This is a genomic window from Serratia sp. FS14 (assembly GCF_000695995.1).
GTDB classification, from domain to species: Bacteria; Pseudomonadota; Gammaproteobacteria; order Enterobacterales; family Enterobacteriaceae; genus Serratia; species Serratia nematodiphila.
The window spans coordinates 343816-360617 of the sequence record NZ_CP005927.1; the positions used below are offsets into that span (position 1 = coordinate 343816).

General features: G+C 53.0%; 15 protein-coding genes and 1 tRNA gene. 6 read left to right on the forward strand and 10 right to left on the reverse strand.

Annotated features, from left to right (window positions below):
• Positions 1 to 160: 160 nt before the first annotated feature.
• Together L085_RS25650 and L085_RS25655 are read right to left on the reverse strand one after the other, a co-directional pair.
• Complete coding sequence (locus tag L085_RS25650; protein WP_226988563.1) at positions 161 to 544, reverse strand: hypothetical protein; 384 nt, start codon at positions 542 to 544, stop codon at positions 161 to 163.
• 80 nt (positions 545 to 624) lie between these two features.
• A complete protein-coding gene (locus tag L085_RS25655) occupies positions 625 to 1020 on the reverse strand; it encodes a hypothetical protein (RefSeq protein WP_226988564.1) in 396 nt (131 codons plus the stop codon).
• A 456-nt stretch (positions 1021 to 1476) separates the two neighbouring features.
• Here L085_RS25655 and L085_RS01575 point away from each other — a divergent pair, with 456 nt between their 5' ends.
• Positions 1477 to 2202, forward strand: coding sequence for a hypothetical protein (locus L085_RS01575; protein WP_044031911.1), 726 nt, complete (start codon positions 1477 to 1479; stop codon positions 2200 to 2202).
• On the forward strand, positions 2199 to 2453 hold the full coding sequence (locus tag L085_RS01580; protein WP_044029824.1) for an ogr/Delta-like zinc finger family protein: 255 nt from the start codon (positions 2199 to 2201) through the stop codon (positions 2451 to 2453). Before L085_RS01575 ends, L085_RS01580 begins: the two co-directional genes overlap by 4 nt.
• 506 nt (positions 2454 to 2959) lie before the next feature.
• On the opposite strand, the gene L085_RS24970 is transcribed toward L085_RS01580, so the two are convergent.
• From L085_RS24970 to lptF, 8 genes are all read right to left on the reverse strand, one after another.
• Positions 2960 to 3643: a sce7725 family protein gene (locus L085_RS24970; protein ID WP_343309676.1), complete on the reverse strand. Its 684-nt coding sequence runs from the start codon at positions 3641 to 3643 to the stop codon at positions 2960 to 2962.
• Positions 3619 to 3870, reverse strand: a complete 252-nt coding sequence (locus L085_RS25840) for a sce7725 family protein (RefSeq protein ID WP_255347234.1) — start codon at positions 3868 to 3870, stop codon at positions 3619 to 3621. The genes L085_RS24970 and L085_RS25840 overlap by 25 nt, the downstream gene beginning before the upstream one ends.
• Before the next feature lie 18 nt (positions 3871 to 3888).
• Positions 3889 to 4737: a sce7726 family protein gene (locus L085_RS01585; RefSeq protein WP_044029825.1), complete on the reverse strand. Its 849-nt coding sequence runs from the start codon at positions 4735 to 4737 to the stop codon at positions 3889 to 3891.
• Between the two features lie 170 nt (positions 4738 to 4907).
• Complete coding sequence (locus L085_RS01590) at positions 4908 to 6185, reverse strand: integrase arm-type DNA-binding domain-containing protein (protein WP_044029826.1); 1278 nt, start codon at positions 6183 to 6185, stop codon at positions 4908 to 4910.
• Between the two features lie 164 nt (positions 6186 to 6349).
• Positions 6350 to 6434: transfer RNA gene (locus L085_RS01595), tRNA-Leu, on the reverse strand.
• Between the two features lie 1072 nt (positions 6435 to 7506).
• Entirely contained in the window at positions 7507 to 8226 is a 720-nt protein-coding gene (locus tag L085_RS01605) for a LuxR family transcriptional regulator (protein ID WP_044029828.1), read from the reverse strand.
• 124 nt (positions 8227 to 8350) lie between these two features.
• On the reverse strand, positions 8351 to 9421 hold the full coding sequence (lptG, locus tag L085_RS01610; RefSeq protein WP_004933350.1) for an LPS export ABC transporter permease LptG: 1071 nt from the start codon (positions 9419 to 9421) through the stop codon (positions 8351 to 8353).
• A complete protein-coding gene (gene lptF / locus L085_RS01615) occupies positions 9421 to 10515 on the reverse strand; it encodes an LPS export ABC transporter permease LptF (protein WP_044029829.1) in 1095 nt (364 codons plus the stop codon). The genes lptG and lptF overlap by 1 nt, the downstream gene beginning before the upstream one ends.
• Positions 10516 to 10797: 282 nt before the next feature.
• Here lptF and pepA point away from each other — a divergent pair, with 282 nt between their 5' ends.
• The 4 genes from pepA to L085_RS01635 all read left to right on the forward strand — a co-directional run bounded on the left by pepA (position 10798) and on the right by L085_RS01635 (position 16583).
• Positions 10798 to 12309 (forward strand): leucyl aminopeptidase, encoded by a 1512-nt coding sequence (pepA, locus tag L085_RS01620; RefSeq protein ID WP_004933352.1) that lies wholly within the window; start codon positions 10798 to 10800, stop codon positions 12307 to 12309.
• Between the two features lie 231 nt (positions 12310 to 12540).
• Positions 12541 to 12990, forward strand: a complete 450-nt coding sequence (locus L085_RS01625; protein ID WP_004933353.1) for a DNA polymerase III subunit chi — start codon at positions 12541 to 12543, stop codon at positions 12988 to 12990.
• 12 nt (positions 12991 to 13002) lie between these two features.
• Positions 13003 to 15879, forward strand: coding sequence for a valine--tRNA ligase (locus L085_RS01630; RefSeq protein ID WP_044029830.1), 2877 nt, complete (start codon positions 13003 to 13005; stop codon positions 15877 to 15879).
• Between the two features lie 200 nt (positions 15880 to 16079).
• Positions 16080 to 16583 (forward strand): GNAT family N-acetyltransferase, encoded by a 504-nt coding sequence (locus L085_RS01635; RefSeq protein ID WP_033636872.1) that lies wholly within the window; start codon positions 16080 to 16082, stop codon positions 16581 to 16583.
• The last annotated feature ends 219 nt before the right edge of the window (positions 16584 to 16802 follow it).

Genomic DNA, 16802 nt, shown 5'->3' on the forward strand with positions numbered 1-16802 from the left:
TGTAAATATATTTTTTAGTTTAGTGCATTTTGAGACATCCGGCATTCATCTGACATCAGGTTATTTAGGATTTCATGATATCGCTAACCACTTTAGCATACCATCTATTTTTTCTGGTAAAACGCGCATACATATTGACACGCTCTCCTACAGGCAGAAATTATAAACTTTGATCAGATTTGTACCTTCTAAGTACAATATAACTAAGATCACCACACCACAGAATTGGTTTACCTGTTGTAGCATATGCGCAAGTACCAATAATCAGTGCATGACATCCATCTAATTCATCCAGACTCTTTTCAACCCTAAACTGCTCTTTGAAATCATCTGAAACATCCTTATTAATACAGATACTTAACCCAGATTTTATATTACCTGCATTTAACCAAATTTTGCCATCTTTTGTCTGCCCAACATCACTAATGAAACCCCAAAAGATTCTACGAGCACCGTCCATCCATGGTTCAACATTGACAAACTCGACAAACAGTTCAGCTCCACGTTCCGGTAAATCGTTAAAATCCCCCTCTTTAAACCCCACCTTTTTATCGGTATAACATAACCCTTTTGACTTCACCAATTTGTAAAGTAGGTTTTTTAAAGTAAAATGCGCCGGATATTTTAAATTTCCACCATTAATTTTTTCTCACCAGAAAACTTTTGCCCATGAGGGGTAGTATCTGAATCATCCACTATTGGTTTGACATCAATGTTATAGCTTTGCGTTAATCCCAAATCCAATACTATGCCACTGTCAGCGTCTGATGCTGGTAAACCTTTATTTTCATCCCCTTCCCCCACAGCTTCATATGAGGTCCCCAGTGGGCAGTTTTCCTGGTGATGTGCACAAAAATGCGGCGAGTCATTTCCGTAACTCGATCGCCTGAACCATGCATCACCCTTACATTCGATACATAGCAAACTCCGTCTCTTTAGTTGGATCTCACTAAGTGGCAATGCGTAAAATGCATCCGCGCTCCATTCTTTTTCATCAATAGTACAGAAAGCTTTATCCACTACGTTCCCCTCGTTCAAGCTACCTAGTATAATACTACCATTACTTATAAATAAAATTTAGTTAGATGGTATGATCCAGTTCAAGTTATTGGGAGAAGCGATTATAAGAATTTGCTCTTGATAGCGTGTATCAGCATTGTTGATAGATTAGATGAACCAAGTGCACTGATCGCTTGAAAAATGCGCCAGCCATGTTCTATACAGTACTGTAATAGATCAAAAACCTTCCGCATAAGCGTTTACAGGAAACCGCTCACTCTCTTATTTACTAATTTAACTATATTTTTATTTGGATGAACAGTAGAGAATAGTTTTTATAAGAACTAAAACTTCATTGATAGTTTTACAGTTAGTTCTGGGACTATTGTCCCACGGATGGCCAAACCGGGATGAATGGTGATGTTGTACGGCGGTCAGCAGAATAGCTTCACATTGACTGACACCGGAGACACGACCATGAGCAGCGCCGCCTTACCGAAATACATCACTGATAAACTGCAAGCCCTGCGTGACGCTCGCGCCGCCCACGACAAAAACTATCAGGCGTTGACCGACGTCGTGACAGGCATTGCTCGCTGCCACCAACAGAAGAAAGACACCGAAGTGCAGAGCCAGGAGGCAGAAAGCCAGTGGCGCACCCTGTTTCGCAAATTGCGTGGGGAAATGACGCCGGAACTGCAAGCGCAGCACCGCAGTCGGATTTCCAAGCGGGAGCTGGCGAAGGAGTTCGACGGCCTGATTGAGGAGATGGAGCTGGGCAAAATGCAGCTTCACCTCAGCTGCGGCGGTACAGTCCAGAAGGTGGTCGACACGCATAAAGACGCTCTCACGAGCTTTGCAGCTCACGCGATGCATCAGGCAGTGGATGCGCTGAGCAAGGCGCTTATCTACCCAGACGTTATCAAGGCGCGCGCACTGGCTTCACGGGCTTACGGCGTCTATGCGGACAATTCGATGAGAATGATTGAGCAACAGGTACTGGGCGCGCTACAAGGCCGCATTCGCGCTACCATGGCTACGCAAAATATCGACCGCCCGGTGCTTAATGAGATTGGTCTGACGATACCGCAAGAAACCGGCGCATTGCCGGAACTGCAAAGCAGTCCTGCCAAGCGCATGCGGGCTATCTCAGAACTGAAGGAAAAACGTCAACGCTTGCAGCAGAAGGGGGCCAAATCATGATGCGCTGCCCGCTGTGCACTCATGCGTCCTATACCCGCACCAGTCGCTATATCACGGAGCGGACGAAAGAGGCGTATTACCAATGTCAGAGCCTTACCTGTTCTTGCACATTCAAGACGGTGGAAAGCGTCGATAAAATCCTGTGCCAGCCGATACAAGCGCAGCCGGTCGATGAGAACGCCTTTCCACCGCCGGAGAAACGGACGTTGAACCGCTATCGCCGTTACAACAGCAATCCTACCCTGCACTAAGCATTCTCCGCCCCGCCGCTCTCGACAGCATCGTGGGGCATTCCCCTTTCGCCTTGCTCAAAACAGCCTTTTTCCTGGCTAGCCAGCCTCAAATTGCGCGTGCATGCATAGGGTGCATGATTTTGCATGCAAGAAAATGCACTTTTCATCCCCTGCCGCACCAGTACTGGCGCGGCCTACGGCCGTTCATGCAACTGCATGAAAAGCGACACATGAAGTGCGCAGGCGAGGCGGGGGGAGTATTGCGCGCGCAGAGGTTTGAGCGTCTTTTCGTTTAACGCGTCAGCACTTCGTTGAGGCGTCCATTTATTGAGATTTAACTGAGCAAGGGGCAGTCACTATCGTGCCGTGACAGGCCGCTGAGTGCGCTTATTTTTGATGCATGAATGGGGAAGATGAATAGAGTAAAAAAACAAGAAAATGACACGTATAAAATCATATAGAGGTGCTTTTCGCACCTCTCCAATTTAATCACAGCAAATAATTCATTAGTTCAAAGTGATGTTTTATAGACATTTTTTAATATAGGCAAGATTCGTACTATTTCCAGGAGTATTGTATATGGAAATCAGTTCACTACAAGCAGTTGACCATGCCAATATATCAGGCCTAGTATTTTTGACAAAATCATCTAATTTTTCCAGCGCTTCATCGATTAGAATTGCAACATCTTCATATCCAATTCTTGGATCAGATAAAAAGTGGTGGATTAATATTTCCGGCACATTCAAATTATCGTATGTGATATGTATAGCTGCGGTGACGGCCTGCCCACCTCCTTCAGCAAAATGATCACCCACGATAGAAAAATCACCGAATCCTTGAAAACCATTAGCAATATAATTTGTGTGTAAATCAGAAAAAAACTCAACAATATTATTCGCATACCCTGCATTTGTTGACGCCCTATTCAACCCGTCGATAATCAAAACCTTGTTTGTCGAGTTAAATACAGAAATATAATGACCACCACATTTTCCATCAATAAATATATTAGAGCGGAACAATGGCTCACTTAATTGAATGCTCAACAAATGAGAAGCATTAGAATAACTTCCATAATGAATTATGGATTTAAAGTTTTGCGGGTAGGAACTAAAGAAACCAGCTAAATCCGTCGAACTTGTTTTATCATCAACAATAAAACCAAGCTCTATATCTGGAGCTATTCGATAGCTCCTTGGAGTAATTCATCCAAGGCTCTATGGTTATTTTCAAGCTCTCCACATTTAGGATTTATTATTAAAATTACTCTCGCACGTTCCTTATGGACATCTCTAAGGCAACTATATAGGTCACGAGCACTTTCCCTTACTGGCTCTATAATCGCAACCATATCTTTTTGGACCATCTTTGAAAGACTTGCTCTAACTGCTAGCAACTCATATTGCTTTCCTCTTAGATAACAATGATACATGCTGCGTCTCCTTTCCATTTAGCATATTGTTTCTCTTATATTCTCTCTCAAACTAATCAAAGACTTATGGTTTAACCTCAAATTTAAAAGGGTAGCCAAAAGCGACTGAGGCAAAGCTCGGAAGTTTTCTTTTTCGAAATTTTCGAGAGATCTCTTTCTCAAGATCTTTAACATTTCAGCATGTGCATGCTCAGTGTTCAGATCAAGGAAAACACGCCTACATTCATGCTTAACATCAGCTGCACGCCCTAAAGGCTTACTTCCAGTTATATCTTCATGCAGTGATATATACTCTGTAGGCCTAAAACAATTAAATATTTTATCTTTAGATAGAACATCCATATTTGACTTGGCAAGTCTTTCATATTTTAAAACGTTATTTTCCTTTAATATTATAACCCCCGTATTTTCATCAACCAAGTCTAATGCCTGAGTAAGTTTATGAGCTGGAATAACCAGATGCACGAATTCAAAAACTTCTTTATATACACTTAACTGTTCTTGAAGACGGTCAAAAGAATCTAATTCTGTTTTTATTTCATATGCAGTTGACGTTCCATTAAAAATTGCAACATCTGCAATGCAACCATTTACCTTGAACTCATTTACATAACTAACATTATTATACCTATGACAACCTTTAATTATTTTCTTTGCAATTTCATTTTTATAAATATACTCATTTCGATATTTTTTTTGCAACAGCCGATAAATTTCATCATAGATAAAGAATATAGGCTTATCTTCCAACATACTAGCTGGATAACTTCCCCTTAAAATTTCTTTAAATAAATCAGCCCTGTTCTTCTGAGCAAGCTCCAAGACGACCGGCCGACTAAATATCCTGCTAATAGTTTGATAATCCATACTTCTTCCTACTTTTATCCTTAAGCACTTTCCAATTTATTGTAATGCCTATTTAAAAGGATTGATTGAGTTCTATAACATAACTAACTAAAAATCAATATAAAAAATTATTAACCAAAACTATTTCCGCATCACGTTAAGCTGGTCACAAAAATAATTTTCTAACTAAATCAAGTTAGTGCCTCGCTCTTTGCATGAAGTTTTGCATATTCATACGCAAGGATACCTTCATCATGATTAGCATCAAGGTAATCCGCCCACCATTGCACCATCAACCGACACTCATCCAAATGCTCAGAGGTATGGATGTAAGCTGCACGTACATTATTACGCTCAGAATGGCTTAGCTGACGTTCTATTGCATCATCGCTCCACAACCCGGACTCTCCCAAAGCACCGCGCGCCATCGTCCTAAAACCGTGCCCACAGACTTCTGTTTTGGTGTCGTAGCCCATTGCACGTAGTGCATTATTCACAGTATTTTCGCTCATGACTTTATCGGGATCATGATCGCCAGGGAACAACCGCTTGTTTTCTCCGCTCAAAGTCCTTAGCTTCTCCAACAAAACCAACGCTTGGCGGCTTAGCGGGACGATATGCTCTTCTTTCATCTTCATGCCACGGTGTGAGTAGCGTACACCTTTGATTTCTTCACGCTGTGCCGGTATGCGCCAACAAGCTTTATCAAAATCGAACTCATCCCAGCGGGCGAAACGCAGCTCACTAGAACGCACAAAGGTGAGTAATGAAAGCTCTACGGCGATGCGTGTCATGAGACGTCCCCGATAAGCTGCAAGCCGTGCGAGAAACTCAGGGAAACGATGAGGCGGCAATGCCGGATAATGCCGAGCTTTGGTTGTTGCCAATGCTCCGACCATGTCGCTGGCAGGATTAGAATCAATGTAATCGCTCTGAACTGCATAACGCATAATGGCCGTAACACGTTGCTGTAAGCGCTGCGCAACATCATGCTTGCCACTGGCATCAACAGCTTTAATCGGTGCCAAAAGATGGCTGGTTTTAAGCCCACGAATATCAGCGGCACCAATGTGAGGGAAAATATACAGTTCCAAATAACGAAGCACTCTCGCCCGGTGATCTTCACTCCAGCGTTTGTTGTTGCCATGCCATTCTCGGGCAATCGTCTCGAACGTATATGCGCCCGCAGTTTCAGCCTGAGCTTCCCTTTCTTCTGCTTTTGGATCCAATCCTTGTACCAACAGCTTTTTGGCTTCGTCCCTTTTGCCACGTGCCTCGGCAAGACTGACCGTCGGCCAAACACCAAAAGCAAGCCGATCCTCTTTTTTATCGTTAGGACGGCGGTACTTCATTCGCCAATACTTGGAACCTTTCGTCGTAACCTCGAGATACAAACCGCCGCCATCGGCCATTTTGTAGGTTTTATCTTTGGGCTTTGCGGTCTCGACCTGGCGGGCGTTTAGCTTCATTTTGGGGGCACATTTTCTATCGAAGTGGAGATGCCCCCAATTATGCCCCCAGTGCCCCCTGGATTTCAACGGACGGTCTCGGACAATGGCGGACGCCAGAAAGGCTACTATTATTGATTTTAAAGGATTTTTTGGACTTCGTCGGACGACTACGGAAGGTGGAATGGTGCCGAAGGCCGGACTCGAACCGGCACGTATCTCTACGGTTGATTTTGAATCAACTGCGTCTACCGATTTCGCCACTTCGGCACTGAAGTAGTATGCGGAAAACGGGTGAATTATACCTTCCCGCGACCAGCACGCAACACTTATCCGTTGTTCAATGAGTTAAGTGTCGAAAAAACCGCCGCCACGCGCGTTTGCCCGCCCCGTCTTCTCGCTCCACGCCCTTCACAACCCTGTTAATGGTGAGCAGGCTGTTGCAACGAGCATCCAAGATAAAGCGCCACACTCACGCAATGCCGTCCGATTGCTGTTTCCAACGTCGTTGCACAGAGCAATGATGGCTCCTGTGCCGTACGTCACTCTCTCCCGCTAGCCAGAGCCGCTCGCCCAACTAACGAAACAGGTTCAGGAACCCGCCACGCGGAAGGTAGCACCAGCCTCTCCCATCAACCACGGCCTCACCCAGCGCCTATCAAAAACAAAATAATCCCCAGCCGCAATGACAACGCTGCAAATAATTGCATAACAATGTGTCAGCCAATAAAGAATGAGGTTGCGTAACATTCCGAGAACACTATTTTTTCATTGGTAAATATCAGACGGAAAATATAAAGAGAGGAATAACGCCATCAAAAAAGAGACGGTATTTTCGGTTGGATAGGCTTCGAACTAAAATCACCATAAAATAGCGCACATACCTAACAAAATGGCTGGTTAATGCCTAAAAACCAGCTGAGATCGCTTGCCTCTGCGGAGTTAATAGCTTTAAGATGGTGCAAGAAAATTTTCCCTGGTGTTGGCCAATATTGGCAACCTGGCCCTACGCGGTCAGGTTTTTTTTGTATTTTTTATCAAAACATTACTGGGAAAGTGTATCGACTCAAGGGATGAGAAACTAGTTAGACTAAAGTACAGTCCCTTACTAGACCTTTATAAGTTCAGTGTGGTGATTATTTCATATCGCAGAGATCGGGGCCGGTATGCTATTGCGGCCTTCACGTTAATCGTCACGGAGCCAAATCAATACCGGTTAACGCCCCTCATTTCCCGAATCGAAAGGCTCTATTCGCTAGCCGATACTTTTTACCTCTAGACGTCTACCGGCTTATTTAGCTTTGCGCTGCCGCCAGCGCAGTATTCACGGGGCGCTGGCAGTCTATCCATCCACCGGTTTAATCAGCCGCAGCTCCATCCCCAGGCGCACGGCATGTCGGGCATTCGTGACCCCCAACTTTTTGACGACGTTGGACATATGAAACTTGATGGTGCCGGTCTTGATGCCCAGGATCATCGCCGTTTCCTGGTAGGTTTTACCCACGCTGGCCCAATAGAGGATCTCGTTTTCTCTGTCGGTAAAGCGGGCGTTTCTCTCCAGCGCTGCGGCGTTTTTTGCTGACAGTGGGGAGAGCGCCAGGTACGACTCATGGATTGAGGCCAGCAATACCGAAATATCGCCTTTACGCTCGGTGAGCGCCTGGATGGCTTCCGCTCTCTGTTCAAGGTTGAAGGCAAAGGAAAGCGTGACGAGATTGTCGTTGTAATCGTGCAACACGAAGGTATAGCCGTGCGTCACGCCAAACTCGCGGGCCTGTTCGAACAGTTCGGGAAAGTGCAGCCCCGCGTCCGCCATGATTTGCTCGTCCCAGGCGAAGGGGGTCAAGCGGTTGCGGGCGGTAAGCACCACCGGATCAATGTACTGCAATCCCTGCTCTTGATACTTTTTTACCCATTCACTCGGGTAGTTGGTGACGCCAAAGATGCAGGCAATGTCTTTTTTGGATAACACCACATACGCCCACAGGAGATTGCCCAACTCCCCTAGTGCTGCTTCCAGGCGCTTGCCGATAATGTTGCTGAGATTATATTCGTCTTCCATTGGCTGCCTGCTCCCTCTCCCTACCTGCCGCTGAAGTGACTATAACACGACAAAAACCGCAGGCGGGGGCATGCCCCCCCAACAAAAAAGGCGCGGCCGCCTTTCTTCACTACCGTTCGCCCCGCTACTTGCGTTTGAGCAGCATATACACGCTGATCAGCAGGAATAGCATGCTCGGCAGCAGCGCGCCCAGCACCGGCGGCATGCTGTACACCAGGCTCAGCGGGCCGAAAATCTGATCCAGCACGTAGAACAGGAAGCCGAAGCTGATGCCGGTCACCACGCGGATGCCCATCGGCACGCTGCGCAGCGGGCCGAAGATGAACGACAGCGCCATCAACATCATCACCGCCACCGACAGCGGCGAGAAGATTTTGCTCCACATGTTGAGCTGGTAACGGCTGGCTTCCTGGCCGCTCTGCTTCAGGTACTTCACGTAGTTGTGCAGCCCGCTGATGGAGAGCGAATCCGGATCCAGCGCCACCACGCCCAGCTTGTCCGGGGTCAGGTTGGTTTTCCATTCGCCGGTCAGCGTCTGGGTGCCGGTCACCTGTTTCGGGTTGGTCAGATCCGAGGTGTCCACCTGCGAAAGCTGCCACAGGCCGTTCTCGAAGCTGGCGGTAGCCGCATAGCGCACCGTTTCCAGGCGACGCTGATCGTTGAAGTGGTAGATGTTCACGCCGGAGAGTTCTTTATCGCCGGAGACGCGCTCGATGTAGATGAAGTCGTTGCCGTCCTTTGCCCACAGCCCGCTCTTGGTGGAGAGCAGCGAGCCGCCGTACATCTGCTGGGCGCGGTAGTTGCGCGCCATCTGCTCGCCCTGCGGCGCCACCCACTCGCCGATCGCCATGGTCAGCAGCACCAGCGGAATGGCGGTTTTCATCACCGAGCCGGCGATCTGCAGGCGGGTGAAGCCGGAAGCCTGCATCACCACCAGTTCGCTGCGCGTCGCCAGTTGGCCCAGGCCGAGCAGCGCGCCGAGCAGCGCCGCCATCGGGAAGAAGATCTCGATGTCTTTCGGCACGCTCAGCAGGGTATACATGCCGGCGCTCAGCGCGGTGTATTCGCCCTGGCCGACCTTGCGCAGCTGATCGACGAACTTGATGATGCCGGACAGCGACACCAGCATGAACAGCGTCATGATGATGGTGTTGAAAATCGTTTTACCGATATACCGGTCTAATACGCCAAACATCAGGCCGCTCCTCTCAGGCGTGCGCGCAGCTTGCGCATCGGCACGGTATCCCACAGGTTCAGCGCCAGCGCGATCGCGAAGTAAACGCCGTTAACCAGCCACAGCCACAGCATCGGATCCAGCTTGCCCTTGCCGGCGTTGGAGCGCAGCGAGGTCTGCAGCAGGAAGAAGATCAGATACAGCAGGATGGCCGGCAGCATGCTCAGCACGCGGCCCTGGCGCGGGTTCACCACGCTGAGCGGCACCACCAGCAGCGCCATCAGCGCCACCGACACCACCAGCGTCAGGCGCCAGTGGAACTCGGCGCGCGCGTCCGGATCGTCGGATTCCCACAGCGTCTGCATCGACATCTGTTCGGATTCGGTGTTGTCCGCCGCCACGGTGCGGTGGCCAATCACCGCCTTGTAGTCGGTGAAGTCGGTAATGCGGAAGTCGCGCAGCAGCGCGGTGCCTTCAAAACGGGTGCCCTTGTCGAGCGTCACCACCTGCGAGCCGTCTTTCTGCTGCACGATGTTGCCGTGCTCGGCCACCACCACCGACGGGCGTTGGTTGCCGTTCGGCCGCAGCTGCGCCAGGAACACGTCGTTGAAGGTGCTGCCCTTCACGTTGCCGATAAACAGCACCGCGTTGCCGTCTTGCGATGGTTTGAACTGCCCTTCCGCCAGCCCGGCGATGCTCGGGTTGGCCTTGGCTTCGTTCACCACCACATCCTGATAGCGCGAGGCCCAGGGGCCGGCCCAAAATACGTTCACCGCCGCGACCGCAGAGGTGAGCAGCGCCAGGATCATGGCGGCGATAATCAGGGTGCGCTTGCCCAGCCCGCAGGCGTGCATGACGGTGATTTCGCTCTCGGTATACAACCGCCCAAGCGTCATCAACAAGCCGAGAAACAGGCTCAAAGGCAGGATGAGCTGCGCCATCTTCGGCACGCCCAGAGCGAGCAGAGAGAGTACTAAGTTTGTCGGGATATTGCCGTCCACCGCGTCGCCCAACACCCTGACCAGGTTCTGACAAAAGAAGATCAGAAGCAGGATGAACAGGATGGCGATTTGGCTCTTGAGCGTTTCCCGTACCAGATATCTTATGATGATCACGCTTATTACGCCTGTGAAAACTTGTCTTTTTGCAGGAAAATCGATAATTTCATCGCTAATCCGCCATTTATTCTCATCATATGGCAACCTTCACAGCTAAAATAGTATTACAACATCAAGCCGTTTGGGTGTCCTATAGGAACTTGCTTATAGTCGCCAAAACAGAGCAATTTACGCCGTTCAGGTTAACATAATCCGTTAACTCAAATGGCGGGAGATCGTTACGGAGTCGATTATTCTAGCCGTAGCGTCCGCCTTTGTCTTTAAGATTCAGGAGAGTGCATGGAGTTCAGTGTAAAAAGCGGTAGCCCGGAAAAACAGCGCAGTGCCTGTATTGTAGTCGGCGTTTTCGAACCGCGCCGCCTGTCCCCTATCGCAGAACAACTCGACAAAATCAGTGATGGTTATATCAGCGCATTGCTGCGCCGCGGCGAACTGGAAGGCAAGGTCGGGCAGACGCTGCTACTGCACCATGTGCCCAACATTCTCTCCGAGCGCATCCTGCTGATCGGCTGCGGCAAAGAGCGCGAGCTCGATGAGCGCCAATACAAGCAGGTGATCCAGAAAACCATCAATACCCTCAACGACACCGGCTCAATGGAAGCGGTCTGCTTCCTGACCGAACTGCACGTGAAAGGCCGCAACACCTACTGGAAAGTGCGTCAGGCGGTAGAAACCGCCAAAGAGACGCTCTACACCTTCGATCAGCTGAAAAGCAACAAGGTGGAGCCGCGTCGTCCGCTGCGCAAAATGGTGTTCAACGTGCCGACCCGCCGTGAGCTCACCAGCGGCGAGCGCGCGATTCAGCACGGCCTGGCGGTGGCTTCCGGCATCAAGGCGGCCAAAGATCTCGGCAACATGCCGCCGAACATCTGTAACGCCGGCTACCTGGCCTCGCAGGCCCGTCAGCTGGCGGACGCCTTCAGCACCAACATCACCACCCGCGTCATCGGCGAACAGCAGATGAAAGAGCTGGGCATGAACGCCTATCTGGCGGTCGGCGCCGGTTCGCAGAACGAATCATTGATGTCGGTGATGGAATATAAGGGCAACCCAAATCCGGACGCTAAGCCGATCGTGCTGGTAGGCAAAGGGCTGACCTTCGACTCCGGCGGCATCTCGATCAAACCGGCCGACGGCATGGACGAGATGAAATACGACATGTGCGGCGCGGCGACCGTGTACGGCGTGATGCGCGTGGTGGCGGAGCTGAACCTGCCGCTGAACGTGATCGGCGTGCTGGCCGGCTGTGAAAACATGCCGGGCGGCCGGGCGTACCGTCCGGGCGACGTGCTGACCACCATGTCCGGCCAGACCGTCGAGGTGCTCAACACCGACGCCGAAGGCCGTCTGGTGCTGTGCGACACCCTGACCTACGTCGAGCGCTTCGAGCCGGAGCTGGTGATCGACATCGCCACCCTGACCGGCGCCTGCGTGATCGCCCTGGGCCACCACATCACCGGCCTGATGTCGAACCACAACCCGCTGGCGCACGAGCTGCTGGGCGCTTCCGAGCAGGCCGGCGACCGCGCCTGGCGCCTGCCGATGGCCGACGAGTACTACGAGCAGTTGGACTCCAACTTCGCCGACATGGCGAACATCGGTGGCCGCCCTGGCGGCGCCATCACCGCCGCCTGCTTCCTGTCGCGCTTCACCCGCAAGTACACCTGGGCGCACCTGGATATCGCCGGCACCGCCTGGCGCTCCGGTAAAGCCAAGGGCGCGACCGGCCGCCCGGTGGCGCTGCTGTCGCAGTTCTTGCTCAACCGTGCAGGCCTGAACGGCGACGATTAAATACCCTTCATCTTTCAAGCCGCAGCGTTGTTGGCCGCATTCGTTCACCCCAGTCACTGACTTGATGTCAGCTCCTGGGGATGAACGAACTTGCCGCCTAGCTGCAACTTGAAATCTATTGGGTATATAATCCTCTCAGCAGCGAAGGGGTAGAGTTATCTGCTCCGTTCCCAAAAAGGGCGCAACCTACATGTTGTGCCCTGTTTTTTTATCGGCAGCGGTGGATCCTTAATGAAACAGGCGACGTTTTATTTGCTCGACAACGCGGAACCGTCAGGCGCGCTCAGCGCCCATGAGGCCGTGGCCTGCGCCGTTGCCGCCAACGGCTTCCGCGCCGGCAAGCGGGTGCTGATCGCCTGCGAGAGCCAGGAGCAGGCCCAGCGGCTGGACGAAGCGCTGTGGCAGCGCGAGCCGCATGAATTCGTGCCGCACAACCTGGCCGGCGAAGGGCCGCACTACGGCGCGCCGGTGGAACTGTGCTGGCCCGGCAAGCGCGGCAACGCCCCGCGCGATCTGCTGATCGCCCTGCTGCCGCAGTTTGCCGATTTTGCTACCGCTTTCCATGAAGTGGTAGACTTCGTTCCTTACGAAGACACTCTGAAACAGTTGGCGCGCGACCGTTACAAGGCCTATCGCAGCGTCGGCTTCCATTTGACCACGGCTACGCCGCCAACTCACTGAATACGATAAAGAATGGAAAAGACAAACAGTCAGCTCGATACCGCATACGACCCAAAACAGATCGAACAGAAGCTGTACGATCACTGGGAGAATCAGGGTTACTTCAAGCCGAACGGCGATACCAGCCAGGAAAGCTTCTGCATCATGATCCCGCCGCCGAACGTCACCGGCAGCCTGCACATGGGCCACGCGTTCCAGCAGACCATCATGGACACCATGATTCGCTATCAGCGCATGCAGGGTAAAAACACCCTGTGGCAGGCGGGTACCGACCACGCCGGCATCGCCACCCAAATGGTGGTGGAGCGCAAGATCGCCGCAGAAGAAGGCAAAACCCGCCACGACTACGGCCGTGACGCGTTCATCGACAAGATCTGGCAGTGGAAGGCGGAATCCGGCGGCACCATCACCCGCCAGATGCGCCGTCTGGGCAACTCCGTGGACTGGGAGCGCGAGCGCTTCACCATGGACGAAGGCCTGTCGAACGCGGTGCGCGAAGTGTTTGTCCGTCTGCACAAAGAAGATCTGATCTACCGCGGCAAGCGCCTGGTGAACTGGGATCCGAAGCTGCGCACCGCCATCTCCGATCTGGAAGTGGAAAACCGCGAATCCAAAGGTTCCATGTGGCACCTGCGCTACCCGCTGGCCGACGGCGCGAAGACCGCCGAGGGAAAAGACTACCTGGTGGTCGCCACCACCCGTCCGGAAACCGTGCTGGGCGATACCGGCGTGGCGGTCAACCCGGAAGATCCACGCTATAAGGATCTGATCGGCAAAGAGATCATTCTGCCGCTGGTCGGCCGCCGCATCCGCATCGTCGGCGACGAACACGCCGATATGGAAAAAGGCACCGGCTGCGTGAAGATCACCCCGGCGCACGATTTCAACGACTACGAAGTCGGCAAACGCCACGGCCTGCCGATGATCAACATTCTGACCTTCGACGGCGACATCCGTCAGGAAGCGGAAGTGTTCAACACCCTGGGCGAAGTCTGCACCGACTACTGCAACGAGATCCCGGCCGAGTTCCGCGGCCTGGAGCGCTTCGCGGCGCGTAAAGCGGTGGTTGCCGCCTTCGAAAATCTGGGCCTGCTGGACGAGATCAAACCGCACGACCTGACGGTGCCTTACGGCGACCGCGGCGGCGTGGTGATCGAGCCGATGCTGACCGACCAATGGTACGTGCGCACCGCGCCGCTGGCCAAAGTGGCGGTGGAAGCGGTCGAACAGGGCCAAATCGAGTTCGTGCCGAAGCAGTACGAAAACATGTACTTCAGCTGGATGCGCGACATTCAGGACTGGTGCATCTCGCGTCAGCTGTGGTGGGGCCACCGCATCCCGGCCTGGTACGACGTGAACGGCAAAGTCTACGTGGGCCGCAGCGAAGAAGAAGTGCGCAGCGAGAACAACCTGGGCGCCGACGTGGTGCTGACCCAGGACGAAGACGTGCTGGACACCTGGTTCTCGTCCGGCCTGTGGACCTTCTCCACCCTGGGCTGGCCGGAGCAGACCGACGCGCTGAAAACCTTCCACCCGACCAGCGTGATGGTCAGCGGCTTCGACATCATCTTCTTCTGGATCGCGCGCATGATCATGCTGACCATGCACTTCATCAAGGATGAAAACGGCAAGCCGCAGGTGCCGTTCAAGACCGTCTACATGACCGGTCTTATCCGCGACGACGAAGGCCAGAAGATGTCCAAGTCGAAAGGCAACGTAATCGATCCGCTGGACATGGTCGACGGCATCTCGCTGGAAGATCTGCTGGAAAAACGCACCGGCAACATGATGCAGCCGCAGCTGGCGGAGAAGATCCGCAAGCGCACCGAGAAGCAGTTCCCGAACGGCATCGAGCCGCACGGCACCGACGCCCTGCGCTTCACCCTGGCGGCGCTGGCCTCGACCGGCCGCGACATCAACTGGGACATGAAGCGCCTGGAAGGCTACCGCAACTTCTGTAACAAGCTGTGGAACGCCAGCCGCTTCGTGCTGATGAACACCGAAGCGCACGACTGCGGCTTCAACGGCGGCGAGAAAGTGCTGTCGCTGGCGGATCGCTGGATCCTGGCCGAATTCAACCGCACGGTGAAAGCCTACCGCGAAGCGCTGGATACCTACCGCTTCGATCTGGCGGCCAACATCCTGTACGAATTCACCTGGAACCAGTTCTGCGACTGGTATCTGGAGCTGACCAAGCCGGTGGTGAGCAACGGCAGCGAAGCGGAACAACGCGGCACCCGCCACACGCTGATCACCGTGCTGGAAGCGCTGCTGCGCCTGGCGCACCCGATCATTCCGTTCATCACCGAAACCATCTGGCAGCGCGTGAAGCCGCTGACCGGCACGACCGCAGACACCATCATGCTGCAGCCGTTCCCGGCCTACGACGCCGCGCTGGAAGACGAGCAGGCGCTGAACGATCTGGAGTGGATCAAGCAAACCATCATCGCCGTGCGCAACATCCGCGCCGAGATGAACATCGCGCCAAGCAAAGCGCTCGACGTGCTGCTGCGCAACTGCAGCGCCGACGCCCAGCGCCGTGTGCAGGAGAACCAAAGCTTTATCGCCCGCCTGGCGCGCCTGGAATCCATCGCGCTGCTGCCGGCCGGTGAGAAAGGCCCGGTCTCCGTCACCAAGCTGGTGGACGGCGCCGAGCTGCTGATCCCGATGGCCGGTTTCATCGACAAGGACGCCGAGATCGCGCGTCTGGCCAAAGAGATGGGCAAGCTGGATGCGGAAATCGCCGCGATCGAAGGCAAGCTGGCGAACGAAGGCTTCGTGGCACGCGCGCCGGAAGCGGTGGTCGCCAAAGAACGCGATCGCCTGGCGGCCTGCAAAGAAGGCAAAGTGAAGCTGCAGGAACAGCAGGCGACCATCGCCGCGCTGTAATCCACCGGCTCACGCCAACGCCTGAAAAACAGCGGGGTCTTCCCCGCTGTTTTTTTATCGCCGTTGCATCCGGGCCGGGTTAGATGTTATTACAAGATATTACTGCCGCAGGGACGCCGCCGGGAAATAACCTCCGGCGCGTTTCGCGCTGCGATAAAAACGAAAAACGAACGTGGTCTCTTTCAATGGCGAGTGTAAACATGACAACAGCAACCCCGGCGCGCCTGCTGGTGCGCCCCATCACGGCGGAAGACAATGCCGCCATTGCTCACGTCATTCGCGAAGTCTCCGCCGAGCACGGCCTGACGGCGGATAAAGGCTATACCGTCTCCGATCCCAATCTGGACGCCCTGTATCAACTCTACAGCCTGCCGCGCAGCGCTTACTGGGTGATCGAGGTGGACGGCCAGGTCGCCGGCGGCGGCGGCATCGCGCCGCTGCAGGGTGGTGCAGACGATATTTGCGAATTGCAGAAGATGTATTTCCTGCCGGTGTTGCGCGGCAAGGGATTGGCGAAACGCCTCGCGCTGCAGGCGCTGGATTTCGCCCGCCGGCACGGCTTCCGCTGTTGTTATCTCGAGACCACCGCCAGCCTGACGCAGGCCGTTGCGCTGTACGAGCACCTGGGCTTCGAACACATCGACCACGCGATGGGCGCCACCGGCCACGTCGATTGCGAAGTCACCATGCTGAAAACGCTGTAATCGCCCCCCGCCTCTCCATCAGGGCGCAGCCGGCTGCGCCCTTTTTTATTAATATCGCAATCAATCAGTAAAACTCGCTATAACACTGCTTTTCAAGCAGATAAACTGACGTTAAAAACCGCGATGTAAATTTAATGTGAAGTTCGTTAATAAATTAACGATCGTAAATTGACCGCTTGCTCCCCCGCGCTACTCTGCCAGTATCCCAATCGCGCACGG

Coding starts and splice junctions, on each gene's coding strand:
- L085_RS01575 (WP_044031911.1), top strand. CDS start 1,477: ATGAGCAGCGCCGCCTTACCGAAATACATCACTGATAAACTGCAAGCC.
- L085_RS01580 (WP_044029824.1), top strand. CDS start 2,199: ATGATGCGCTGCCCGCTGTGCACTCATGCGTCCTATACCCGCACCAGT.
- L085_RS25840 (WP_255347234.1), bottom strand. CDS start 3,870: ATGTATCATTGTTATCTAAGAGGAAAGCAATATGAGTTGCTAGCAGTT.
- L085_RS01585 (WP_044029825.1), bottom strand. CDS start 4,737: ATGGATTATCAAACTATTAGCAGGATATTTAGTCGGCCGGTCGTCTTG.
- L085_RS01590 (WP_044029826.1), bottom strand. CDS start 6,185: ATGAAGCTAAACGCCCGCCAGGTCGAGACCGCAAAGCCCAAAGATAAA.
- L085_RS01605 (WP_044029828.1), bottom strand. CDS start 8,226: ATGGAAGACGAATATAATCTCAGCAACATTATCGGCAAGCGCCTGGAA.
- lptG (WP_004933350.1), bottom strand. CDS start 9,421: ATGTTTGGCGTATTAGACCGGTATATCGGTAAAACGATTTTCAACACC.
- pepA (WP_004933352.1), top strand. CDS start 10,798: ATGGAGTTCAGTGTAAAAAGCGGTAGCCCGGAAAAACAGCGCAGTGCC.
- L085_RS01625 (WP_004933353.1), top strand. CDS start 12,541: ATGAAACAGGCGACGTTTTATTTGCTCGACAACGCGGAACCGTCAGGC.
- L085_RS01630 (WP_044029830.1), top strand. CDS start 13,003: ATGGAAAAGACAAACAGTCAGCTCGATACCGCATACGACCCAAAACAG.
- L085_RS01635 (WP_033636872.1), top strand. CDS start 16,080: ATGACAACAGCAACCCCGGCGCGCCTGCTGGTGCGCCCCATCACGGCG.